The 15438-nt window shown below is 69.1% G+C and carries 19 protein-coding genes; 13 read left to right on the top strand and 6 right to left on the bottom strand.

Translation table 11 applies throughout. The features are described from left to right. Positions 1 to 216: 216 nt before the first annotated feature. Entirely contained in the window at positions 217 to 420 is a 204-nt protein-coding gene (locus OF850_RS03155) for a hypothetical protein (protein ID WP_301588274.1), read from the top strand. Positions 421 to 439: 19 nt separating this feature from the next. Here the strand turns inward: OF850_RS03155 and OF850_RS03150 are convergent, their stop codons facing one another. The 4 genes from OF850_RS03150 to petA all read right to left on the bottom strand — a co-directional run bounded on the left by OF850_RS03150 (position 440) and on the right by petA (position 4039). Beyond that, positions 440 to 1324: an S-methyl-5'-thioadenosine phosphorylase gene (locus tag OF850_RS03150; RefSeq protein ID WP_301588273.1), complete on the bottom strand. Its 885-nt coding sequence runs from the start codon at positions 1322 to 1324 to the stop codon at positions 440 to 442. Between the two features lie 82 nt (positions 1325 to 1406). Continuing rightward, positions 1407 to 2168, bottom strand: coding sequence for a cytochrome c1 (locus tag OF850_RS03145; RefSeq protein WP_301588271.1), 762 nt, complete (start codon positions 2166 to 2168; stop codon positions 1407 to 1409). Between the two features lie 4 nt (positions 2169 to 2172). Beyond that, positions 2173 to 3459 (bottom strand): cytochrome b, encoded by a 1287-nt coding sequence (locus OF850_RS03140; RefSeq protein WP_301588269.1) that lies wholly within the window; start codon positions 3457 to 3459, stop codon positions 2173 to 2175. A 13-nt stretch (positions 3460 to 3472) separates the two neighbouring features. Continuing rightward, complete coding sequence (petA, locus tag OF850_RS03135; protein WP_301588267.1) at positions 3473 to 4039, bottom strand: ubiquinol-cytochrome c reductase iron-sulfur subunit; 567 nt, start codon at positions 4037 to 4039, stop codon at positions 3473 to 3475. Positions 4040 to 4222: 183 nt separating this feature from the next. On the opposite strand from petA, the gene hemF reads away from it, so the two are divergent. The 5 genes from hemF to OF850_RS03110 all read left to right on the top strand — a co-directional run bounded on the left by hemF (position 4223) and on the right by OF850_RS03110 (position 7698). Continuing rightward, positions 4223 to 5092, top strand: coding sequence for an oxygen-dependent coproporphyrinogen oxidase (gene hemF, locus OF850_RS03130; protein WP_301588265.1), 870 nt, complete (start codon positions 4223 to 4225; stop codon positions 5090 to 5092). A gap of 246 nt (positions 5093 to 5338) precedes the next feature. Beyond that, positions 5339 to 6316, top strand: coding sequence for a Bug family tripartite tricarboxylate transporter substrate binding protein (locus tag OF850_RS03125; protein WP_301588264.1), 978 nt, complete (start codon positions 5339 to 5341; stop codon positions 6314 to 6316). A 102-nt stretch (positions 6317 to 6418) separates the two neighbouring features. Then, complete coding sequence (locus OF850_RS03120) at positions 6419 to 6676, top strand: hypothetical protein (protein WP_301588262.1); 258 nt, start codon at positions 6419 to 6421, stop codon at positions 6674 to 6676. A gap of 39 nt (positions 6677 to 6715) precedes the next feature. Next, positions 6716 to 7345 (top strand): tyrosine-protein phosphatase, encoded by a 630-nt coding sequence (locus OF850_RS03115; protein ID WP_301588260.1) that lies wholly within the window; start codon positions 6716 to 6718, stop codon positions 7343 to 7345. A 68-nt stretch (positions 7346 to 7413) separates the two neighbouring features. Next, a complete protein-coding gene (locus tag OF850_RS03110; RefSeq protein ID WP_301588259.1) occupies positions 7414 to 7698 on the top strand; it encodes a hypothetical protein in 285 nt (94 codons plus the stop codon). A 5-nt stretch (positions 7699 to 7703) separates the two neighbouring features. On the opposite strand, the gene OF850_RS03105 is transcribed toward OF850_RS03110, so the two are convergent. Together OF850_RS03105 and OF850_RS03100 are read right to left on the bottom strand one after the other, a co-directional pair. Beyond that, the gene (locus tag OF850_RS03105) at positions 7704 to 8402 is read right to left on the bottom strand and encodes a GntR family transcriptional regulator (RefSeq protein WP_301588257.1); all 699 of its coding nucleotides are present in this window, start codon (positions 8400 to 8402) and stop codon (positions 7704 to 7706) included. Then, complete coding sequence (locus OF850_RS03100; protein ID WP_301588255.1) at positions 8399 to 10012, bottom strand: thiamine pyrophosphate-binding protein; 1614 nt, start codon at positions 10010 to 10012, stop codon at positions 8399 to 8401. Before OF850_RS03100 ends, OF850_RS03105 begins: the two co-directional genes overlap by 4 nt. A 99-nt stretch (positions 10013 to 10111) precedes the next feature. Here OF850_RS03100 and OF850_RS03095 point away from each other — a divergent pair, with 99 nt between their 5' ends. The 7 genes from OF850_RS03095 to OF850_RS03065 are packed head-to-tail and all read left to right on the top strand — an operon-like array spanning position 10112 to position 15436. Then, positions 10112 to 10822: a succinate dehydrogenase/fumarate reductase iron-sulfur subunit gene (locus OF850_RS03095; RefSeq protein WP_301588254.1), complete on the top strand. Its 711-nt coding sequence runs from the start codon at positions 10112 to 10114 to the stop codon at positions 10820 to 10822. Continuing rightward, positions 10819 to 11154 (top strand): succinate dehydrogenase, encoded by a 336-nt coding sequence (locus tag OF850_RS03090; protein ID WP_301588252.1) that lies wholly within the window; start codon positions 10819 to 10821, stop codon positions 11152 to 11154. The genes OF850_RS03095 and OF850_RS03090 overlap by 4 nt, the downstream gene beginning before the upstream one ends. Next, a complete protein-coding gene (sdhC, locus tag OF850_RS03085; protein WP_301588250.1) occupies positions 11147 to 11482 on the top strand; it encodes a succinate dehydrogenase, cytochrome b556 subunit in 336 nt (111 codons plus the stop codon). The genes OF850_RS03090 and sdhC overlap by 8 nt, the downstream gene beginning before the upstream one ends. After that, positions 11472 to 12203, top strand: coding sequence for a sulfite exporter TauE/SafE family protein (locus tag OF850_RS03080; protein WP_301588249.1), 732 nt, complete (start codon positions 11472 to 11474; stop codon positions 12201 to 12203). Before sdhC ends, OF850_RS03080 begins: the two co-directional genes overlap by 11 nt. Before the next feature lie 10 nt (positions 12204 to 12213). Next, positions 12214 to 13101, top strand: a complete 888-nt coding sequence (locus tag OF850_RS03075; protein WP_301588247.1) for a fumarate hydratase — start codon at positions 12214 to 12216, stop codon at positions 13099 to 13101. Positions 13102 to 13103: 2 nt separating this feature from the next. Next, positions 13104 to 13715: a fumarate hydratase C-terminal domain-containing protein gene (locus tag OF850_RS03070; protein WP_301588246.1), complete on the top strand. Its 612-nt coding sequence runs from the start codon at positions 13104 to 13106 to the stop codon at positions 13713 to 13715. Further along, on the top strand, positions 13715 to 15436 hold the full coding sequence (locus tag OF850_RS03065) for an L-aspartate oxidase (RefSeq protein WP_301588847.1): 1722 nt from the start codon (positions 13715 to 13717) through the stop codon (positions 15434 to 15436). The genes OF850_RS03070 and OF850_RS03065 overlap by 1 nt, the downstream gene beginning before the upstream one ends. Positions 15437 to 15438 lie beyond the last annotated feature (2 nt).

Raw genomic sequence — 15438 nt, 5'->3', positions numbered from 1 at the left:
CGTCGTCTCGTCTCGATATAGGAGACACTCCCCGGCGCGCCACCTCAACCGGGCCTTGGTCTTTCCCGCCGTAAGTCTCCGTTAACCGCTTGCGCCCTATCGCCCTCCCTGCCGGCACACCGCCGGAGCGCCGGGGCCACCCCAGACCGGCGTGCCTGACGCCAGAACGGCGATGCAAGGGTCCCCCGGCCGATGCATACCCCCCCTTGGCAGGACATGCCGGACGATCTGCAACTGGCCTTGGCACGCGAAGCCCTCCGCTGCGCCGCCAAGACACTGGCCGAACATGCGGAAGTGCTGGCCGTGGAAATGGAGGCCGGCACATTGCTCGACCGAGGCGGGCCGGACGCGCTCCGCCTCTTTGCCCACGTGGTCCGCGCCACCAGCCTGGACGGGTGCGCGGCCGTGGGTCACGCCTGAGGAAACCGCACCTTGCCCGCTAACGGCGGAGAATGCGTCCCGCCACCACGTCGAGCTTCGCCAGGAGGGCGGGGTCGCGCCTTTCAGGCGCGGTGATCAGCGCGTGCTCCAGCGCCCGGTCGCAGCCTGCTGGGCATTCCCCGCGCGGCGCGCCGATCCGCGGCACCAGAGCCTTCACGAGCGCGCGCGCCTTGTCGGCATTGGAGAACAGCACCTTCACGACCTGGTCCACCGTGACGTGGTCGTGCTCCTCGTGCCAGCAGTCGTAATCCGTGACCATGGCGACGGAGGCGTAGCAAAGCTCCGCCTCGCGCGCGAGCTTCGCCTCGGGCATGTTGGTCATGCCGATCACGTGGCAGCCCCACTGCCGGTAGAGCAACGACTCAGCCTTGGTGGAGAACTGCGGCCCTTCCATGACCAAGTAGGTTCCGCCGCGCGTCATCGGCAGCGCAAGCTCCCTGCCCGCTTCCTCGATGGCATCCGACAGGCGCGGGCAGGTCGGGTGGGCGACGCTGACATGCGCGACGCAGCCAGTCCCGAAGAAGCTCTTCTCCCTCGCGAAGGTCCGGTCGATGAACTGGTCCACGATCACGAAATGACCGGGCGGCAGCTCTTCGCGCAGCGACCCCACGGCGGAGAGGGAAACGACATCGGTCACGCCCACGCGCTTCAGCGCGTCGATGTTGGCGCGATAATTCAGCGCCGAGGGTGAGCGCGGATGGCCCCTCCCATGGCGGGGCAGGAACACGCAGCGGATCCCGGCGAGGCGTCCAAACAGCAACTCGTCGGAAGGATCGCCCCAGGGGGTCTCGACCCGGCGCCACTCCCGGTCCTCGAGCCCCTCGATGTCGTAGAGGCCGGAGCCTCCGATCATGCCGATCACCGGCTCGATCATTTCCGCCATGTGGCGACCTCCTCGCAAGAAAAAGGCCCCCGCTTGCGGCGGGGGCCGGATCACGCCTCCGGTCGGAACCGGGCGGCGTCTGTCAGTGCTTCACCTCGGCCCACATCTTGCGCTTGGTGGCGTAGACGAGGCCGCCCAGGATGGCCAGGAAGATCAGGATCTTCACGCCCATCTGCTTGCGCTGCTCCGTCTCCGGCTCAGCGGCCCAGGCAAGGAAGGTAGTGACGTCGCGCGCCATCTGGTCGACCGTCGCGCGGGTCCCGTCCGCAAACTCCACCTGCCCGTCGTTGAGCACGTTGGGCATGGCGATCTGGTGGCCGGGGAAGTATTCGTTGTAGTGCATGCCATCGGCGAGAGTGACGCCCGGAGGCGGCTCCACATAGCCGGTCAGCAGGGCCCGCACATAGTTCGCTCCGTCATGCCGCGCCTTCACGATCACGGACAGGTCGGGCGGCAGGGCGCCGTTGTTGCCCGCGCGCGCCGCCTGCTCGTTCGGGAACGGGCTGCGGAAGCGGTCGGAAAGGCGGGCCGGACGCTCGAACATCTGGCCTTCGTCGTTCGGTCCATCCTGCACCGTGTAGCCGGCCGCGATCGCGCGCACCGCGGGCTCGCTCAGCCCGAGGTCCAGCAGGTTGCGGTAGGAAAGCAGCCGCATGCCATGGCAGGCGGCGCAAACCTCCTTGTAGACCTGGAAGCCACGCTGCTGCGCGCCACGGTCGAACGAGCCGAAGAAGCTGTTGAAGCCGAAGCGCGCATTCGGCGGCGCGGGGGCCTCCCCGGCCGCAAGGACGGGGGAGGACATCGCGACCGCGACGGTGACGGCAAGTACCTTGAGGAGCTTCATTGGTTCACGCCTTTTCCATCGGCTTGGCGGTCGCGGCGCCGGGGAGCGGCCCGCCGCCCGTGCTGGCCCTGGGGCCAAGCACGGCAGCCGCGATGCTCTCCGGCAGGGGAAGCGTCCGCTCGTACTTGCCGAGCAGCGGCAGGATCACGAGGAACCACAGGAAGTAATAGGCCGTCGCGACCTGCGCGATGATGACGTAGGGCTGCTCGGCCGGCTTGCCGCCCACGTACATCAGCACGAAGAAGCTGATGACCCAGAGGAAGAAGAAGATCCGGGCGATCGGGCGGAACCGCATGGAGCGCACCTTGGAGGTGTCGAGCCAGGGCAGCGCGAACCAGATCAGGATCGAGCCGAACATCAGCAGCACGCCGCCCAGCTTGTCAGGCACCGCGCGGAGGATCGCGTAGAAGGGCAGGAAGTACCACTCGGGGACGATGTGGGCCGGCGTCACCAGCGGATTGGCCGGGATGTAATTGTCCGGATGGCCCAGGTAGTTCGGCATGAAGAAGACCAGGAGGGCGAAGAGCGCGAAATACGCGACCATGCCGACCGAGTCCTTGATCGTGTAGTAGGGATGGAAGGGCAGCGTGTCCTGCGGACCCTTCGGCTCGATGCCCAGCGGATTGTTGGACCCGGTCACGTGCAGCGCGGCGACGTGAAGGAACACCACGCCCGTGATCACGAAGGGCAGCAGGTAGTGCAGCGAAAAGAAGCGGTTGAGCGTCGGGTTGTCGACGCTGAAGCCGCCCCACAGCCAGGTGACGATCTCCGGCCCGATCAGCGGGAAGGCGCTGAACAGGTTGGTGATCACCGTGGCGCCCCAGAAGGACATCTGGCCCCAGGGCAGCACGTAGCCGAGGAAGGCCGTGGCCATCATCAGCAGGAAGATGACGACGCCCAGCATCCAAAGCAGCTCACGCGGCGCCTTGTAGGAGCCGTAGTACATGCCGCGGTAGATGTGGATGAAGACCACGATGAAGAACATCGAGGCGCCGTTCATGTGAACGTAGCGCATGAGCCAGCCATAGTTCACGTCGCGCATGATGCGCTCGACGCTCTCGAACGCCAGGGTGGTGTGCGCGGTGTAGTTCATCGAAAGGAACACGCCGGTCAGGATCATGATCACCAGCGTGATCACGGCCAGGGCGCCGAAGTTCCAGAAATAGTTGAAGTTGCGGGGAGTCGGGAAGGTCCCGTACTCCTTCTGCAGCATGGTGATGACCGGCAGGCGCTGGTCGACCCAGCGCAGGACCGGGTTCTTCACCTCGGAGTCGTGAAGGCCGATGGCCATGGTGGGGTCCTCTTCAGCCGATTCGGATCATGGTGTCGGAGGTGAAGGCGTAGTCGGGAACCAGCAGGTTCGACGGCGCCGGGCCGCGGCGGATGCGCGCGGAGGTGTCGTAATGGCTGCCGTGGCAAGGGCAGAACCAGCCATTGTAGTCCCCCTTGGCGTCGGTCGGCTTCTGGCCGAGCGGCACGCAGCCGAGGTGTGTGCAGACGCCGACGACCACCAGCCAGTTGTCGCGCTTCACGCGGGATTCGTCGGTCGCGGGGTCCTTCAGCTCGGACATCGGGACGGAGCGCGCCTCGCGCACCTCCTCCTCCGTGCGGTTGCGGACAAAGACCGGTTTGCCGCGCCACATCACCGTCACGGACTGCCCTGCCGCGATGGGTGAAATGTCCACCTCCGTCGAGGCGAGGGCCAGCACGTCGCGCGCCGGCGCCATGGAGGAAACGAACGGCCAGACGATGCCTCCCACCCCGACCGCCGCGAAGGCCGCAGTGGTCAGCATCAGGAAGTCGCGCTTCGTGGTCCCGGGAACATCGCCCGGGGCCGCCTGGGCCATCTGCGGCGCCATGGAATCAGCCATTCCGTCCAAACCTCGCATAGGGGCCGGCAGGCGACGGCCCTGAACTCGCGGGCGGCACGGGACACGCTGCGCACCCCGTTCCGCGCCGTCCTGCCTATTAGGGTCGGTTCCGCCGCGTGGCAACCGCGGTTGCGCCTCCGTTCCCATCTCGGAAGCGCCATTCTGCGCTACTCTGCGCCCCCGATGACACAGCCCCCCGCCCATCCTCTCGCCGTTCCGGCACGGACTTGGTTCGAATCGCTGCGGGACCGCCTCTGCGCGGCCTTCGAAGCCATCGAGGACGACGGCACGCCGCCCGGCGAGCCCCCTGCCCGCTTCACCTTCACCCCCTGGGAGCGCCCTGGCGGGGGCGGTGGCACGATGGGGCTCATGCGCGGCCGCGTACTGGAGAAGGCGGGGGTCAACGTCTCCACGGTCTTCGGCGAGTTCTCGCCCGAGTTCCGGAAGCAGATCCCGGGCGCGGAGGAGGATCCTCGCTTCCTGGCCACCGGCGTTTCGCTTGTCGTGCATCCGCGCTCGCCGCACTGCCCCACCGCGCACATGAATACGCGCTTCATCGTGACCTCCCGCTCTTGGTTCGGAGGCGGGGGCGACATCACGCCGATGGACAGGGAGGCGCCGTGGTCGCAGGAGGACGCAGCCTTCTTCCACCAGCATTTCCGCGAGGCCTGCGACCGGCACGACCCCGGATACTACGACCGCTTCTCGCGTTGGTGCGACGAGTACTTCTTCCTGCCGCACCGGAACGAGACGCGCGGACTGGGCGGGATCTTCTATGACTGGCTGGGAGACCGGACGCCCGGAAAGGGGGCGGAGGCCGACTTCGCCTTCACGCGCGACGTGGGCCTCGCCTTCCTGGAAGCCTATCCGGCCATCCTGCGCCGACGCATGGCCGAACCGTTCGGGGAAGCGGAAAAGGCTGTCCAGCTTCATCGCCGCGGCCGCTACGTCGAGTTCAACCTGCTGCACGACCGCGGCACGCTGTTCGGTCTGCGTACCGGCGGCAACGTGGACGCGATCCTGATGTCCCTGCCGCCCCTGGCCGGCTGGTAGGTCAGCGCGACCCGCGCATGTAGCGGCGTTCCGGCCGGTAGCCGAGCCAGTGGCGAAATCGGTGGGCAAGCCAGGCCAGCATCCGGGATCTCCAGTTTCTCCTGGATGATCGAAGTCGCGCAGGCTGGCGGTGGCGTGGCGACGCCGTGGCGGGACGGTGGCGCGGGTTGGGTGACGGAAAGATTGCCGCGCTGCGAGGGATCGCGCATCCTCCGCCCATCCAAGAAACAGACCGGAGGAAACGGGATGAAGCCGACCCGACGCGCCCTTCTGGGTGCAAGCGCCCTTGCACCCCTCGCCTTGCCTGCCATCGCCCAGCCGCAATGGCCCGAGCGAACGGTCCGCGTGATCGTCCCCTGGCCGCCGGGCGGCTCCACGGACGTCTTGTGCCGCCTCCTGTGCGAGCAGATGCAGGCGCGCCTCGGCCAGTCCTTCGTGGTGGAAAACCGGCCGGGTGCGGGCGGCAACATCGGCGCCGATGCGGTCTCAAAATCGGCGCCCGACGGCTACACGATGGGGCCGATGACGCTCACGGTCTGGGCCATCGGCCAGTTCCTGTATGAGCGCCTGCCTTACAATCCGGATCGCGACTTCCAGCCCATCTCGATGCACTGGGAGCTGCCGAACGTCTTCGTCGTGCCGTCCCAGTACGTCCCGGCCCGCAACGTTCGGGAGTTCGTGGAATGGGCCAAGGCGCGGCGCCAGGGCGTGTCCTATGGGTCCCCCGGCGTGGGGACGACGCCGCATCTTTCTGGCGCGCTCTTCGCCGCGCGACAGAACGTGGACGCTCAGCACGTGCCCTTCCGCGGTGCCGCCCAAACCATTCCGGCCATGCTGTCGGGCGACGTGAACTTCGCCATCGACAACCTCGCCTCCTATGTGCCCGTCATCCAGGAAGGGCGGATGCGTGCCCTCGCCGTCACCTCGGCGGAGCGCCACCCGGCCTTGCCCGATGTGCCGACCATGCGCGAGGCGGGGATGGAGGATTTCGTCGTCACCTCCTGGTGCGCCATGTCCTTCCCGGCGGGCGTCGCGCGCCCGATCGTCGACCGCGCGAACGCCGCGATGAAGGCCATCGCCGAGGATCAATCGGTGAAGGAGCGCTTCCTCCGCACCGGCGCCCAGGCCGTGTGGTCCACGCCCGAAGGCGTGCTGGAGCGGGCCCGTCGTGAGCGGCCGTTGTGGCAGGAGATGGTGCGGATCTCCGGCGCGCGGCTGGAATAGCGCCTTTCCATTTCCGGGCAGGGCAACCTTTTCCCCGGCATGCGTGTTGCCCCGGCGTGGCGGCGGCCATTTCCGGCCGCTCCTCGCTCGGAAGGAATGACCATGACGCGGATTCATCTTGCTCTGTTGCTCGCGCCCCTGGCCCTTGTCGCCTGCGACCAAGGGATGGGCGGCGGGAACATGGCGCCCCGTGCCGCCTCCGACACGGCTGCCGCGCCTGGCGTGAGGTCCGCCTTGCCGCAGACCACGGTTCCGCAGGCCACCGGCAACACCTCCACCGGTCAGGTGACCAGCCCGAGCGCCCCGGGCCGCGCCTCCACCGCGGCTGGCTCCGGTTCTGCCGCCACCGGGATGCGCTGACCCTTTGCGGCGACGTGGATCGGGGGCATAGCCCCCGCCATGTCGCTTTGGGTGAACAGCCTTTTCGTCGACCACGCCCTGCTCCGCATTCCCTGGCGGAATTGGGGCGTGGTTGAGAGCGGAGCCCTTTATCGCTCCAACCACCCCCTGCCCTGGCAGCTGGCCGAGGGGACGAAGCGTCATGGCCTGCAGAGCGTCATCAACCTGCGCGGCCGTCGCGACAGCTGCGGCTCCGATGCGCTGGGTCGGGAGCGAGCTGCGGCGCTCGGCCTCGTCCATGCGGACCAGCCCTTCGAAAGCCGAGGCGCGCCGCACAAGGACCGCATCCTGCGGTTGATGGAACTCTACCGGACGCTGCCCCGGCCCATCCTGATCCACTGCAAGTCGGGCGCCGACCGAACCGGGCTCGCCGCCGGGATCTGGCACCTGATGCAAGGGCGGCCTGCTGCCGAAGCTGCGGGGGAACTCAGCCTCCGGCATGGCCACGTAGCCGCCGCGCGCACAGGCATTCTCGATGCCTTCTTTGAAGCCTACGCGAAGGCGGAAGCGCGCGGGGTGCCCTTCGAGACCTGGCTGACGGAGGAGTACGACGAGGCCGCGCTGCGCGCCGCCTTCCGTCCCCAGCCCTTAGCAAGCTGGATCACGGATCGGGTGCTGCGCCGGGAATAGGCCGCCGAACTCCTGCCACGATCCATGGTTTCCCTGGCATCGGTTCACCAGGGAAGCGCTCCACGGCCTTGCGTCACGGATTGCAGCTGGCCCTTCTCGCCCTGCCCGGTGCCGCCCAGGCGGGAAGCCAATCCTCCAACTCCTCCTCCAATTGCTCGGACGGACGCTGCACCCACCGCGAGTCCTACACCGTGGACGACGACCCTTACGGACCCCGTGGCTGGGTGCGCGAGGAACGGTGGCAGGGGAACCCGCGCCGCGGCCGGGAGCGCAATCTCCGGCATGCGGATGCGTGGTGGGATGACCGTCGGGTGCCGCGCCGTCGGCGGCGGGACGACGATGACGACGATTGACCGACTCAGGCCAGGGTGACGGCGTAGCGCAGGCGGCGCGTGTCCAGCCAGGACAGGCGCCATTCCACCGCGCGCCCGCCAAGCTCGAACGCAAGCCGTGCCACGTTCAGGACCGGGGTCCCTTCCGGCATGGAACCGCCCGCCGGCGCTGGGGTGGCGGCGAGCCACTCCTCCACCCGCGTCACGGTCAGGCCAAAGCCGCGCTGGTAGAGGACGTAAAGCTCGTCCTTCAACTCGACGCCGATCGGCAGCGTCAGCCCGGGAAAGAACGCGGCCGGGATCGCCACGCGTTCCAGGATCGCCGGCTCGCCATCCACCAGGCGCTCGCGCTCCATGAACAGCACCGCGGCCCCGGCCGCGAGGCCCAGGGCGCGCCGCTCCGCTTCACTCGCGCGGCGCCGCGTGAGCGACAGGACACGGCTGGTGGGCACTGGCCGCGTGCCGTCGAGCCGCTCCACCCGGAAGAAGTGAAACAGCGCGCGCTCGCTGGTCGCCTCGGCGACGAACGTGCCGACACCCTGGCGGCGCTCGATGACGCGGGCACGCTCCAGGGTGGCCAAGGCGCGGCGCAAGGTGCCCTGGCTGATACCCAGCTCCCCGGCCAGGGCCGGCTCGGTGGGCAGGGCCTTGCCGGGCTTCCACTCCCCGGCAGCGATGCGCGCACGCAGCGCCGCCTCTGCGCGTGCGTAGAGCGGACCGCTCAACGCTTGAGCGAGGGCGCCGGCAGCCCTTCGATCATCACGTTCACCAGGGCCGGGCGGCCGCTGGCGAAGGCACGTTCCAGCGCTGGGCCCAGATCTTCCGCGCGCTCCACGAACTCGCCATGCGCGCCGAAGCCCTGCGCGACGAGGTCGTAACGCGTCCCCGGGGCAAGTTCGCAGCCATGAGCGCGGTTTGCGCCGTAGTCGCGCTTCTGGATCTGGTATTCCGCGTTCCACTTGTTGTCGTTGCCGACCACCGCGACGAAGGGCAGGTTGTGCCGCACCGCCGTGTCCAGCTCAGCAATGTGAAACCCGGCCGTGCCGTCGCCCATCACCGCCAGCACGCGCTTTCCGGGTCGCGCCGCGCTTGACGCAAGGGCAAAGGGCAGTCCGGCGCCGATGGAGCCGGCCACGCCGTTCACGATGCGCTCCGGCGCGCGCAGCGTCGCCTGCATCCACTGGCCGATCTCACCGCCATCGGCGACCAGCACCGCGTCTTCCAGGAAAGGCTGCAGCGCCGCGCCGAGGGTCGCGGGATGGATTGGCGCGCCGCGTCGCCCCGCGAGGTCCTTCCACGCCGCGGGCCGGTGGGCGGTGGCACTCCATACCGACTCCGCCCATTCCTTGGCCGGGTGAGCCGTGGCCACGCCGGCCAGCGCCTGCGCCGCAGCGAGCGGCGCGGCGTCGAGGCGCAGCGCCAAGCGGTCGCCCAGCAGCCGCTCCGCCCGCGCAACCAGGGCCGAATCAGGCTCCGCCAGGGCGAAACGCGCCTTGGTGCCGCGTCCGAAGCGCAGGGTGAAGTCCAGCTGCTTGCCAAGCAGCAGCACCGCATCCGCCTCGCCGAGGCATGTGGCGAAGTCACCCAGCGACGGGTCGTTCAGCCCGCGCGGGCTTTCCATTAGCAACACGGGCAAACCCGAGCCTCGCTCCAGCCTCGCCAGCGCGGCGCGGCCCTCCGGGTTGTTCAGCGACGGCCCGGCCAGGACGAGCGGCCGTTCCGCACCGACCAGGAAGCGTGCGAGCGGGGCGGCATCCACCGGCTCCTCCACCGGTAGGAAGTCGGCCGGATCGGGCATGGCGGCGCTCGCATGGGCCTCCGTCACGTCGGTCGGCAGCGAGACATGCACCGGCCCAGGGCGCCCGGAACGCGCGAGGCGGAAGGCGCGCGCCATCTCCGCCGGAAGCCCAGCCGCGTCGCGCGCCAGCCAAGCGCCCTTGCACAGCGGTGCCGCCATCTCGACCTGCGGCGTCTCCTGGAAGGCGCCGGTGCCCAGCTCGTTTAGCGGTGCGTGGCCGGACAGCAGCAACACCGCAGTTTCCGAGGCCAGGGCGGTGGGCAGCGCCGCGACCGCGTTGCTGTGCCCCTGGCCGCCCGTCACCAGTGCGACGCCCACCTGGCCGGTCAGCCGCGCCCAGGCATCGGCCATGTGCACCGCAGCGGCCTCGTGCCGCACGTGGACGATCTCGATGGGGGAGCCGAAGCCGGCGTCGTAGATCGGCATGATGTGGTTGCCGGACAGGGAGAAGACCCGCGTCACGCCCCCCGCCTCCAGCGCCCGCCACAGCAGGTCGGCCCCGCGCAGCCGCGCCTCGGTCGCTTGTCCGTCGGGCATGGTTCCCTCCCCCTCGATCCGTTTCGTCGCTGCCGATGCTGCCCCGGTCTTGTATAAGACTCAAGCCGGGCGCATCCTGCCGGGGACGGAGGGAATGGGATGGCGCAACTCAAGGTCCGCATCCAGCGCGGCGACGGGATGGCCGAATATGGCGTCGCGGCCCGCGAGAATCAGACGGTGCTGGACGTGGTGACGGAAATCCAGCGCGAGCAGCAGCCCGACCTCGCCTACCGCTTCGCCTGCCGGGTCGGCATGTGCGGGTCCTGCGCGATGGAGGTGAACGGCGTCGCCCGCTGGACCTGCCGAACCCATGTGCGGAAGGTGGCCGAGGACGGGACGCTCACCCTGCGGCCGCTGGCGAATTTGCCGGTCATCCGCGACCTCGCCACCGACATGACGCCCTTCTTCGACAAATGGGCGCGGGCGCGCGGGCAGTTCCAACCCAAGGACGCACCGAACGGCGCCGTTCCGGCCGAATTCGCGGTCGTGCCCCCCTCCTCGCCCAAGCGGCAGGAGGCGGATGCGGGCATCGAGTGCATCGGCTGCGGGGTCTGCTACGCCTCCTGCGACGTCGTGTCCTGGAATCCGGATTATCTGGGGCCGGCGGCGATGAACCGCGCCTGGACGCTGGTGAACGACGTGCGCGACGGCGGGCGGCGGGAAAGGCTGGACGCCGTGGCGGGCGATGCCGGGTGCCACTCCTGCCATTCCACCCAGGGCTGCACGGAACGCTGCCCGAAGAACCTCGATCCCTCCTCGGCCATTGCGGGGCTCAAGCGCTCCATCTTCTGGGGCGTCCTGGCGCGATGAGGGGACAGGTGCATCTCTGGGCGGCGCAGCGCGTCTCCGCCGTCTTTCTGGCCGTGGCCGTGTTCGTTCACCTTGCCACCATCATGCTGGCCGTCCGGGGAGGGCTGTCCGCGGCCGAGATCGTTGCGCGGCTGCGCGGTGCGGAGGGGTGGCTGGCCTTCTATGCGGTCTTCGCGCTGGCGGCCGGCATCCACGGCGCGATCGGGATGCGCAACATCGCGGGGGAATGGCTCGGCTGGCGGGGGCGCGGCTTCGACGCGCTGTGGCTCGGCATCGGGCTCCTGACCGCGGGTTTCGGCATCCGCGCCGCCTGGGGCCTCTACCATGCGTGACCGGCGCCACCCGGCCTATTGGGGCTTCGTGCTGCACCGCGTTTCGGGCATCGGGCTCGCCCTGTTCCTGCCGCTGCATTTCTGGGCGCTGGGCCATGCCATCCAGGGCGAGGCCGCGCTCGAAGGCTTCCTGCGCTTCACCGACAACTGGGCCTTCAAGGCGGGTGAATGGGGCCTTGTCACGCTGTTGGCCCTCCACCTCGCCGGGGGGCTGCGCGTGCTGGCGCTGGAGTTCCTGGGCTGGCGCGCCCGTCAGAAGGACCTCGTCGCGCTCTCGGCCGGCTTCGCCCTGGGGGCGGGGCTGATGTTCCTTCTCCATGCTGGCTGACGCGCTGCTTCTTTCCGGCGCGTGCTTTGTCGCGGCGTTCTGCGCCGGGATGGCGGGCTTCGCCTTCGTCCTGGTCGGGGCCGGGCTGCTGCTCCAGTTCCTGCCGCCGGCAACCACCGCGCCCGTTCTGGTGCTCGGCAGCTTCGTCGTGCAGTCCATCGCGCTGAAGGCGATGTGGGATCACGTAGACTGGCAGGTGCTGCGCCGTTGGATGCTCTTCGCCATTCCCGGGATGCCGCTGGGAGTCTGGCTGCTCGCCCACGTCCCGGCAGGACCGATGACGGCGGGAGTGGGGGCGCTTCTGGTGGTGTATGCCGGATACATGCTTGCGCGGATCGGACTTCGCCTGCCCGCGCCGTCCCTCCAGGGCGGTCCAGCCGCCGACGGTGCGGTAGGCTTCGCGAGCGGCATCCTCGGCGGAATCGGCGGCTATGTCGGAGCGCTTCCGGCCATGTGGGCCGATGCCCAGGGCCTGGACAAGCTGGCGACGCGGGGTCTGCTGCAGCCCTTCATCGTCTTCATGCAGCTTCTCACCCTGCCGGCACTGATGTGGGCCGGGTTTTTCACGCGGGAGGCGGTGTGGCTCTCCCTCGCCGCGCTGCCGGGAATGCTGGCGGGCATGTGGCTCGGCCTCGCGGCCTTCCGGCGCCTTCCGCAGCAGGGATTCCGCCTCGTCCTGCTCGGCCTGCTGCTGATCTCCGGACTTTCGCTGCTCATCTAGGGGAACGCCCATGACCGACACGCTGCACATCGCGATGGACGCCGTGGAGGAAGCCGCGAAGCTCCTCTACATCCGTGCCCTCAAGGTCCTGCCGGACGACATCAAGCAGGGCTTCGCGCGGCTGGACTCAACGGAAAGCGACGGGTTGGCGCGCTCGGTCCTCGCCACCATGATCGAGAACATCGCCGTGGCGGAGCGGACGGACAACCTGCTGTGCCAGGACACGGGCATCCCGATCTACAACGTCACGATCGGCCGCAACGTGTCCTTTGACGGGTGGGAGCTCAAGCAGGCCATCCGCCGCGGCACCGAGCGCGCGACGCGCGAGCATCCGCTCCGCTCCTCCGTCGTGCATCCCCTCACCCGCGTGAACGAGCATACGAGCTGCGGCCTCCATGTCCCCGTCATCAACCTGGACTTCTCCGACGAAGACCGGGTGCTGCGGATCGAGATGGTCCCCAAGGGCTCCGGCTCGGAGAACGGTTCCTTCCTGCAGATGCTGATTCCGGCCGATGGCATCGCCGGCATCAAGCGCTTCGTGGTGGATGCGGCGATCCGCGCCGGCGGCAAGGTCTGCCCGCCCACCATCCTGGGCGTGGGCCTCGGCGGCACTTCCGATCTCTGCATGCACCTCGCCAAGGTTGCGGCGACCCGCGCCCTCGGCTCGCGCTGCGCCGACCCGGAAGGCGCGAAGCTGGAGCAGGAGCTGGGCGAGGCGGTGAACAGCCTTGGCATCGGCCCGCAAGGGCTTGGCGGTGATTCGACCGCCTTCGCCGTGCACGTGGAACTGGCGGCGACGCACATCACGATGAACCCAGTCGCGGTGAACGTGCAGTGCCACTCGGCGCGCCGTGCCAGCGCCACCTTCACCGCCTCCGGCGTCGAGATCGGATTCTGACCATGGCCCATCACGTTCTGCACATGCCCGCCACCGAGGAGCAGATTCGTGCGCTGCGCGTCGGCGACACGGTGACGCTGGAAGACACGCTGTTCGGCATCCGCGACGCCACGCAGATCCACATGTTCGATCGTGGGCGCCGCACCCGCTTCGACCTCAACGGCCACGCTGTCATCCACACCGCGCCCAACGTGCGCAAGGTCGAGCGCAGCGGCACGAACCAGGCGGGCTACGAGGCGGTGTGCATCGGCACCACCACCTCCGACCGCATGGAGCGCTTCACCCGCCCGCTTATGGAGCGCGAGGGTGTACGCCTCATCATCGGCAAGGGCGGGTTGCGCGACGAAAGCGCCAAGGCATTTGAAGAGCTGGGCGGCGCCTACCTGGCCGTGATCGGCGGCGCTGCGGCGCTGGAGACGACCTGGATCACGGCGATTGAGGACGTGGACCTGGACGACCTGAACCCCGAGTCGCTCTGGCGCTTCGCCATCAAGGGTTTCGGGCCGCTGATCGTCGGCATGGACTCGCACGGCGGCAGCCTCTACCGCGACGTGCAGTCCAAGGTCTCCGACCGGCGGGCGGAGGTGCTGGCGCGGATGGGAGTCTCGGCGTGATGGAGCGCATCCGCACCGACATCCTCGTCCTGGGCTCCGGCGGGGCCGGGCTGCTGGCGGCGCTGCACGCCAAGAGCGCCAATCCGGAGCTTTCCGTGACGGTCGCGGTGAAGGGACTGCTCGGCAAGTCGGGCTGCACCCGCATGGTGCAGGGCGGCTACAACGTCGCCCTCGCCGCCGATGACAGCGCCGAGCGGCACTTCATGGACACGCTCGATGGTGGGAAGTGGCTGAACGACCAGGACCTCGCCTGGACGCTGGTCACCGTCGCGCAGACCCGCATCCGCGAGTTGGAAAATCGCTGGGGCTGCTTCTTCGACCGCAATCCGGACGGAACCATCCACCAGAAGGCCTTCGCCGGGCAGACCTTCGACCGCACCGTCCACAAGGGCGACCTGACGGGCATCGAAATCATCAATCGCTTGGCCGAACAGACCTGGGCGCGCGGCATCGACCGGCTGGAGGAGCACCGCGCCCTGGCGCTTGTGCGGTCGATGGACGGGTCGCGGCTGTCCGGCGTGCTGCTGCTCGACATCCGGCGCGGCAGCTTTGTCTTCGTCCAGGCTAAGGCCGTGCTGCTGGGCACCGGCGGCGGGCCGACCATGTACAAGTATCACACCCCCTCGGGCGACAAGTCCTGCGACGGCATGGCGATGGCATTGCGCGCCGGCCTCGCCCTGCGCGACATGGAGATGGTGCAGTTCCACCCGACCGGCGTTTTGGCCGGGCCAGGAACGCGCATGACCGGCACCATCATCGAGGAAGGGCTGCGCGGCGCCGGCGGTTACCTGCTGAACGGCGACGGTGAGCGCTTCATGCACAACTATGACCCGCGCAACGAGCGGGCGACGCGCGACATCGTGTCCCGCTCCATGGAGCGTGAGATCCAGGCAGGCCGCGTGAATGACGCGGGCGGGCTGTGGATCGAGATGGGCCATCTCGGCCCCGAGAACGTCCGCAAGCAGTTCAAGGGCATGGTGGAACGCTGCGCCGACATGGGGTTCGACCTCGCGGGCGGGCGCGTGCCGGTGGTGCCGACTGCGCACTACATGATGGGCGGCGTGGCCTTTGCCGCCGACGGGTCGACTGCCCTGCCCGGGCTTTTCGCCGCGGGCGAGGACACGGGCGGCGTGCATGGCGCGAATCGCCTCGGCGGCAATGGCGTTGCCAATTCCACTGTGTTTGGCGGCATCGCGGGTGATGCCATGGCGCGCTGGGTTCCCCGCGAGGGTGCGTGGGCCGAGCCCGACCCGGCGGCGCTGGGCGCGGCGCGGGCGGCGGCCGAGGCCCCCTTCGGCCAGAAGGCGAAGCCCCTCGGGCCGATCCGCGATGCCCTGGCAACCCTGATGTGGGACAAGGCTGGCATCCTGCGCGACGGCCCTCGCCTTGCCGAGGCGTCGAGTGGGCTCGACGCACTGGAGGCGGAGCTTCGTGCCGCAGGCGTGGCCGATGGGACGCGGGACTTCAACCTTTCCTGGTCCGACTGGCTGAACCTGGAAAGCCTGATCCTGGTCAGTCGCGCCATCGTCGCGGCCGCCGAGGCGCGCACCGAAAGCCGCGGTGCCCATTGGCGCGAGGACTTTCCGCAGACGGAGGACGCAACCGGCGGGCTGCGCCACACCGTCGTGACCCTGGACGGCGGTGCGGTGCGCCTGAACTGGCGCGACGTCGCCTTCACGCGGCTGAAGCCGGGCGAAACTCTGCTGACCGAAGCCGCTTAACC

The organism is Sabulicella glaciei (genome assembly GCF_026183895.1).
Lineage (GTDB): Bacteria > Pseudomonadota > Alphaproteobacteria > Acetobacterales > Acetobacteraceae > Roseococcus > Roseococcus glaciei.
This window is presented reverse-complemented; position numbering and strand designations above follow the sequence as displayed.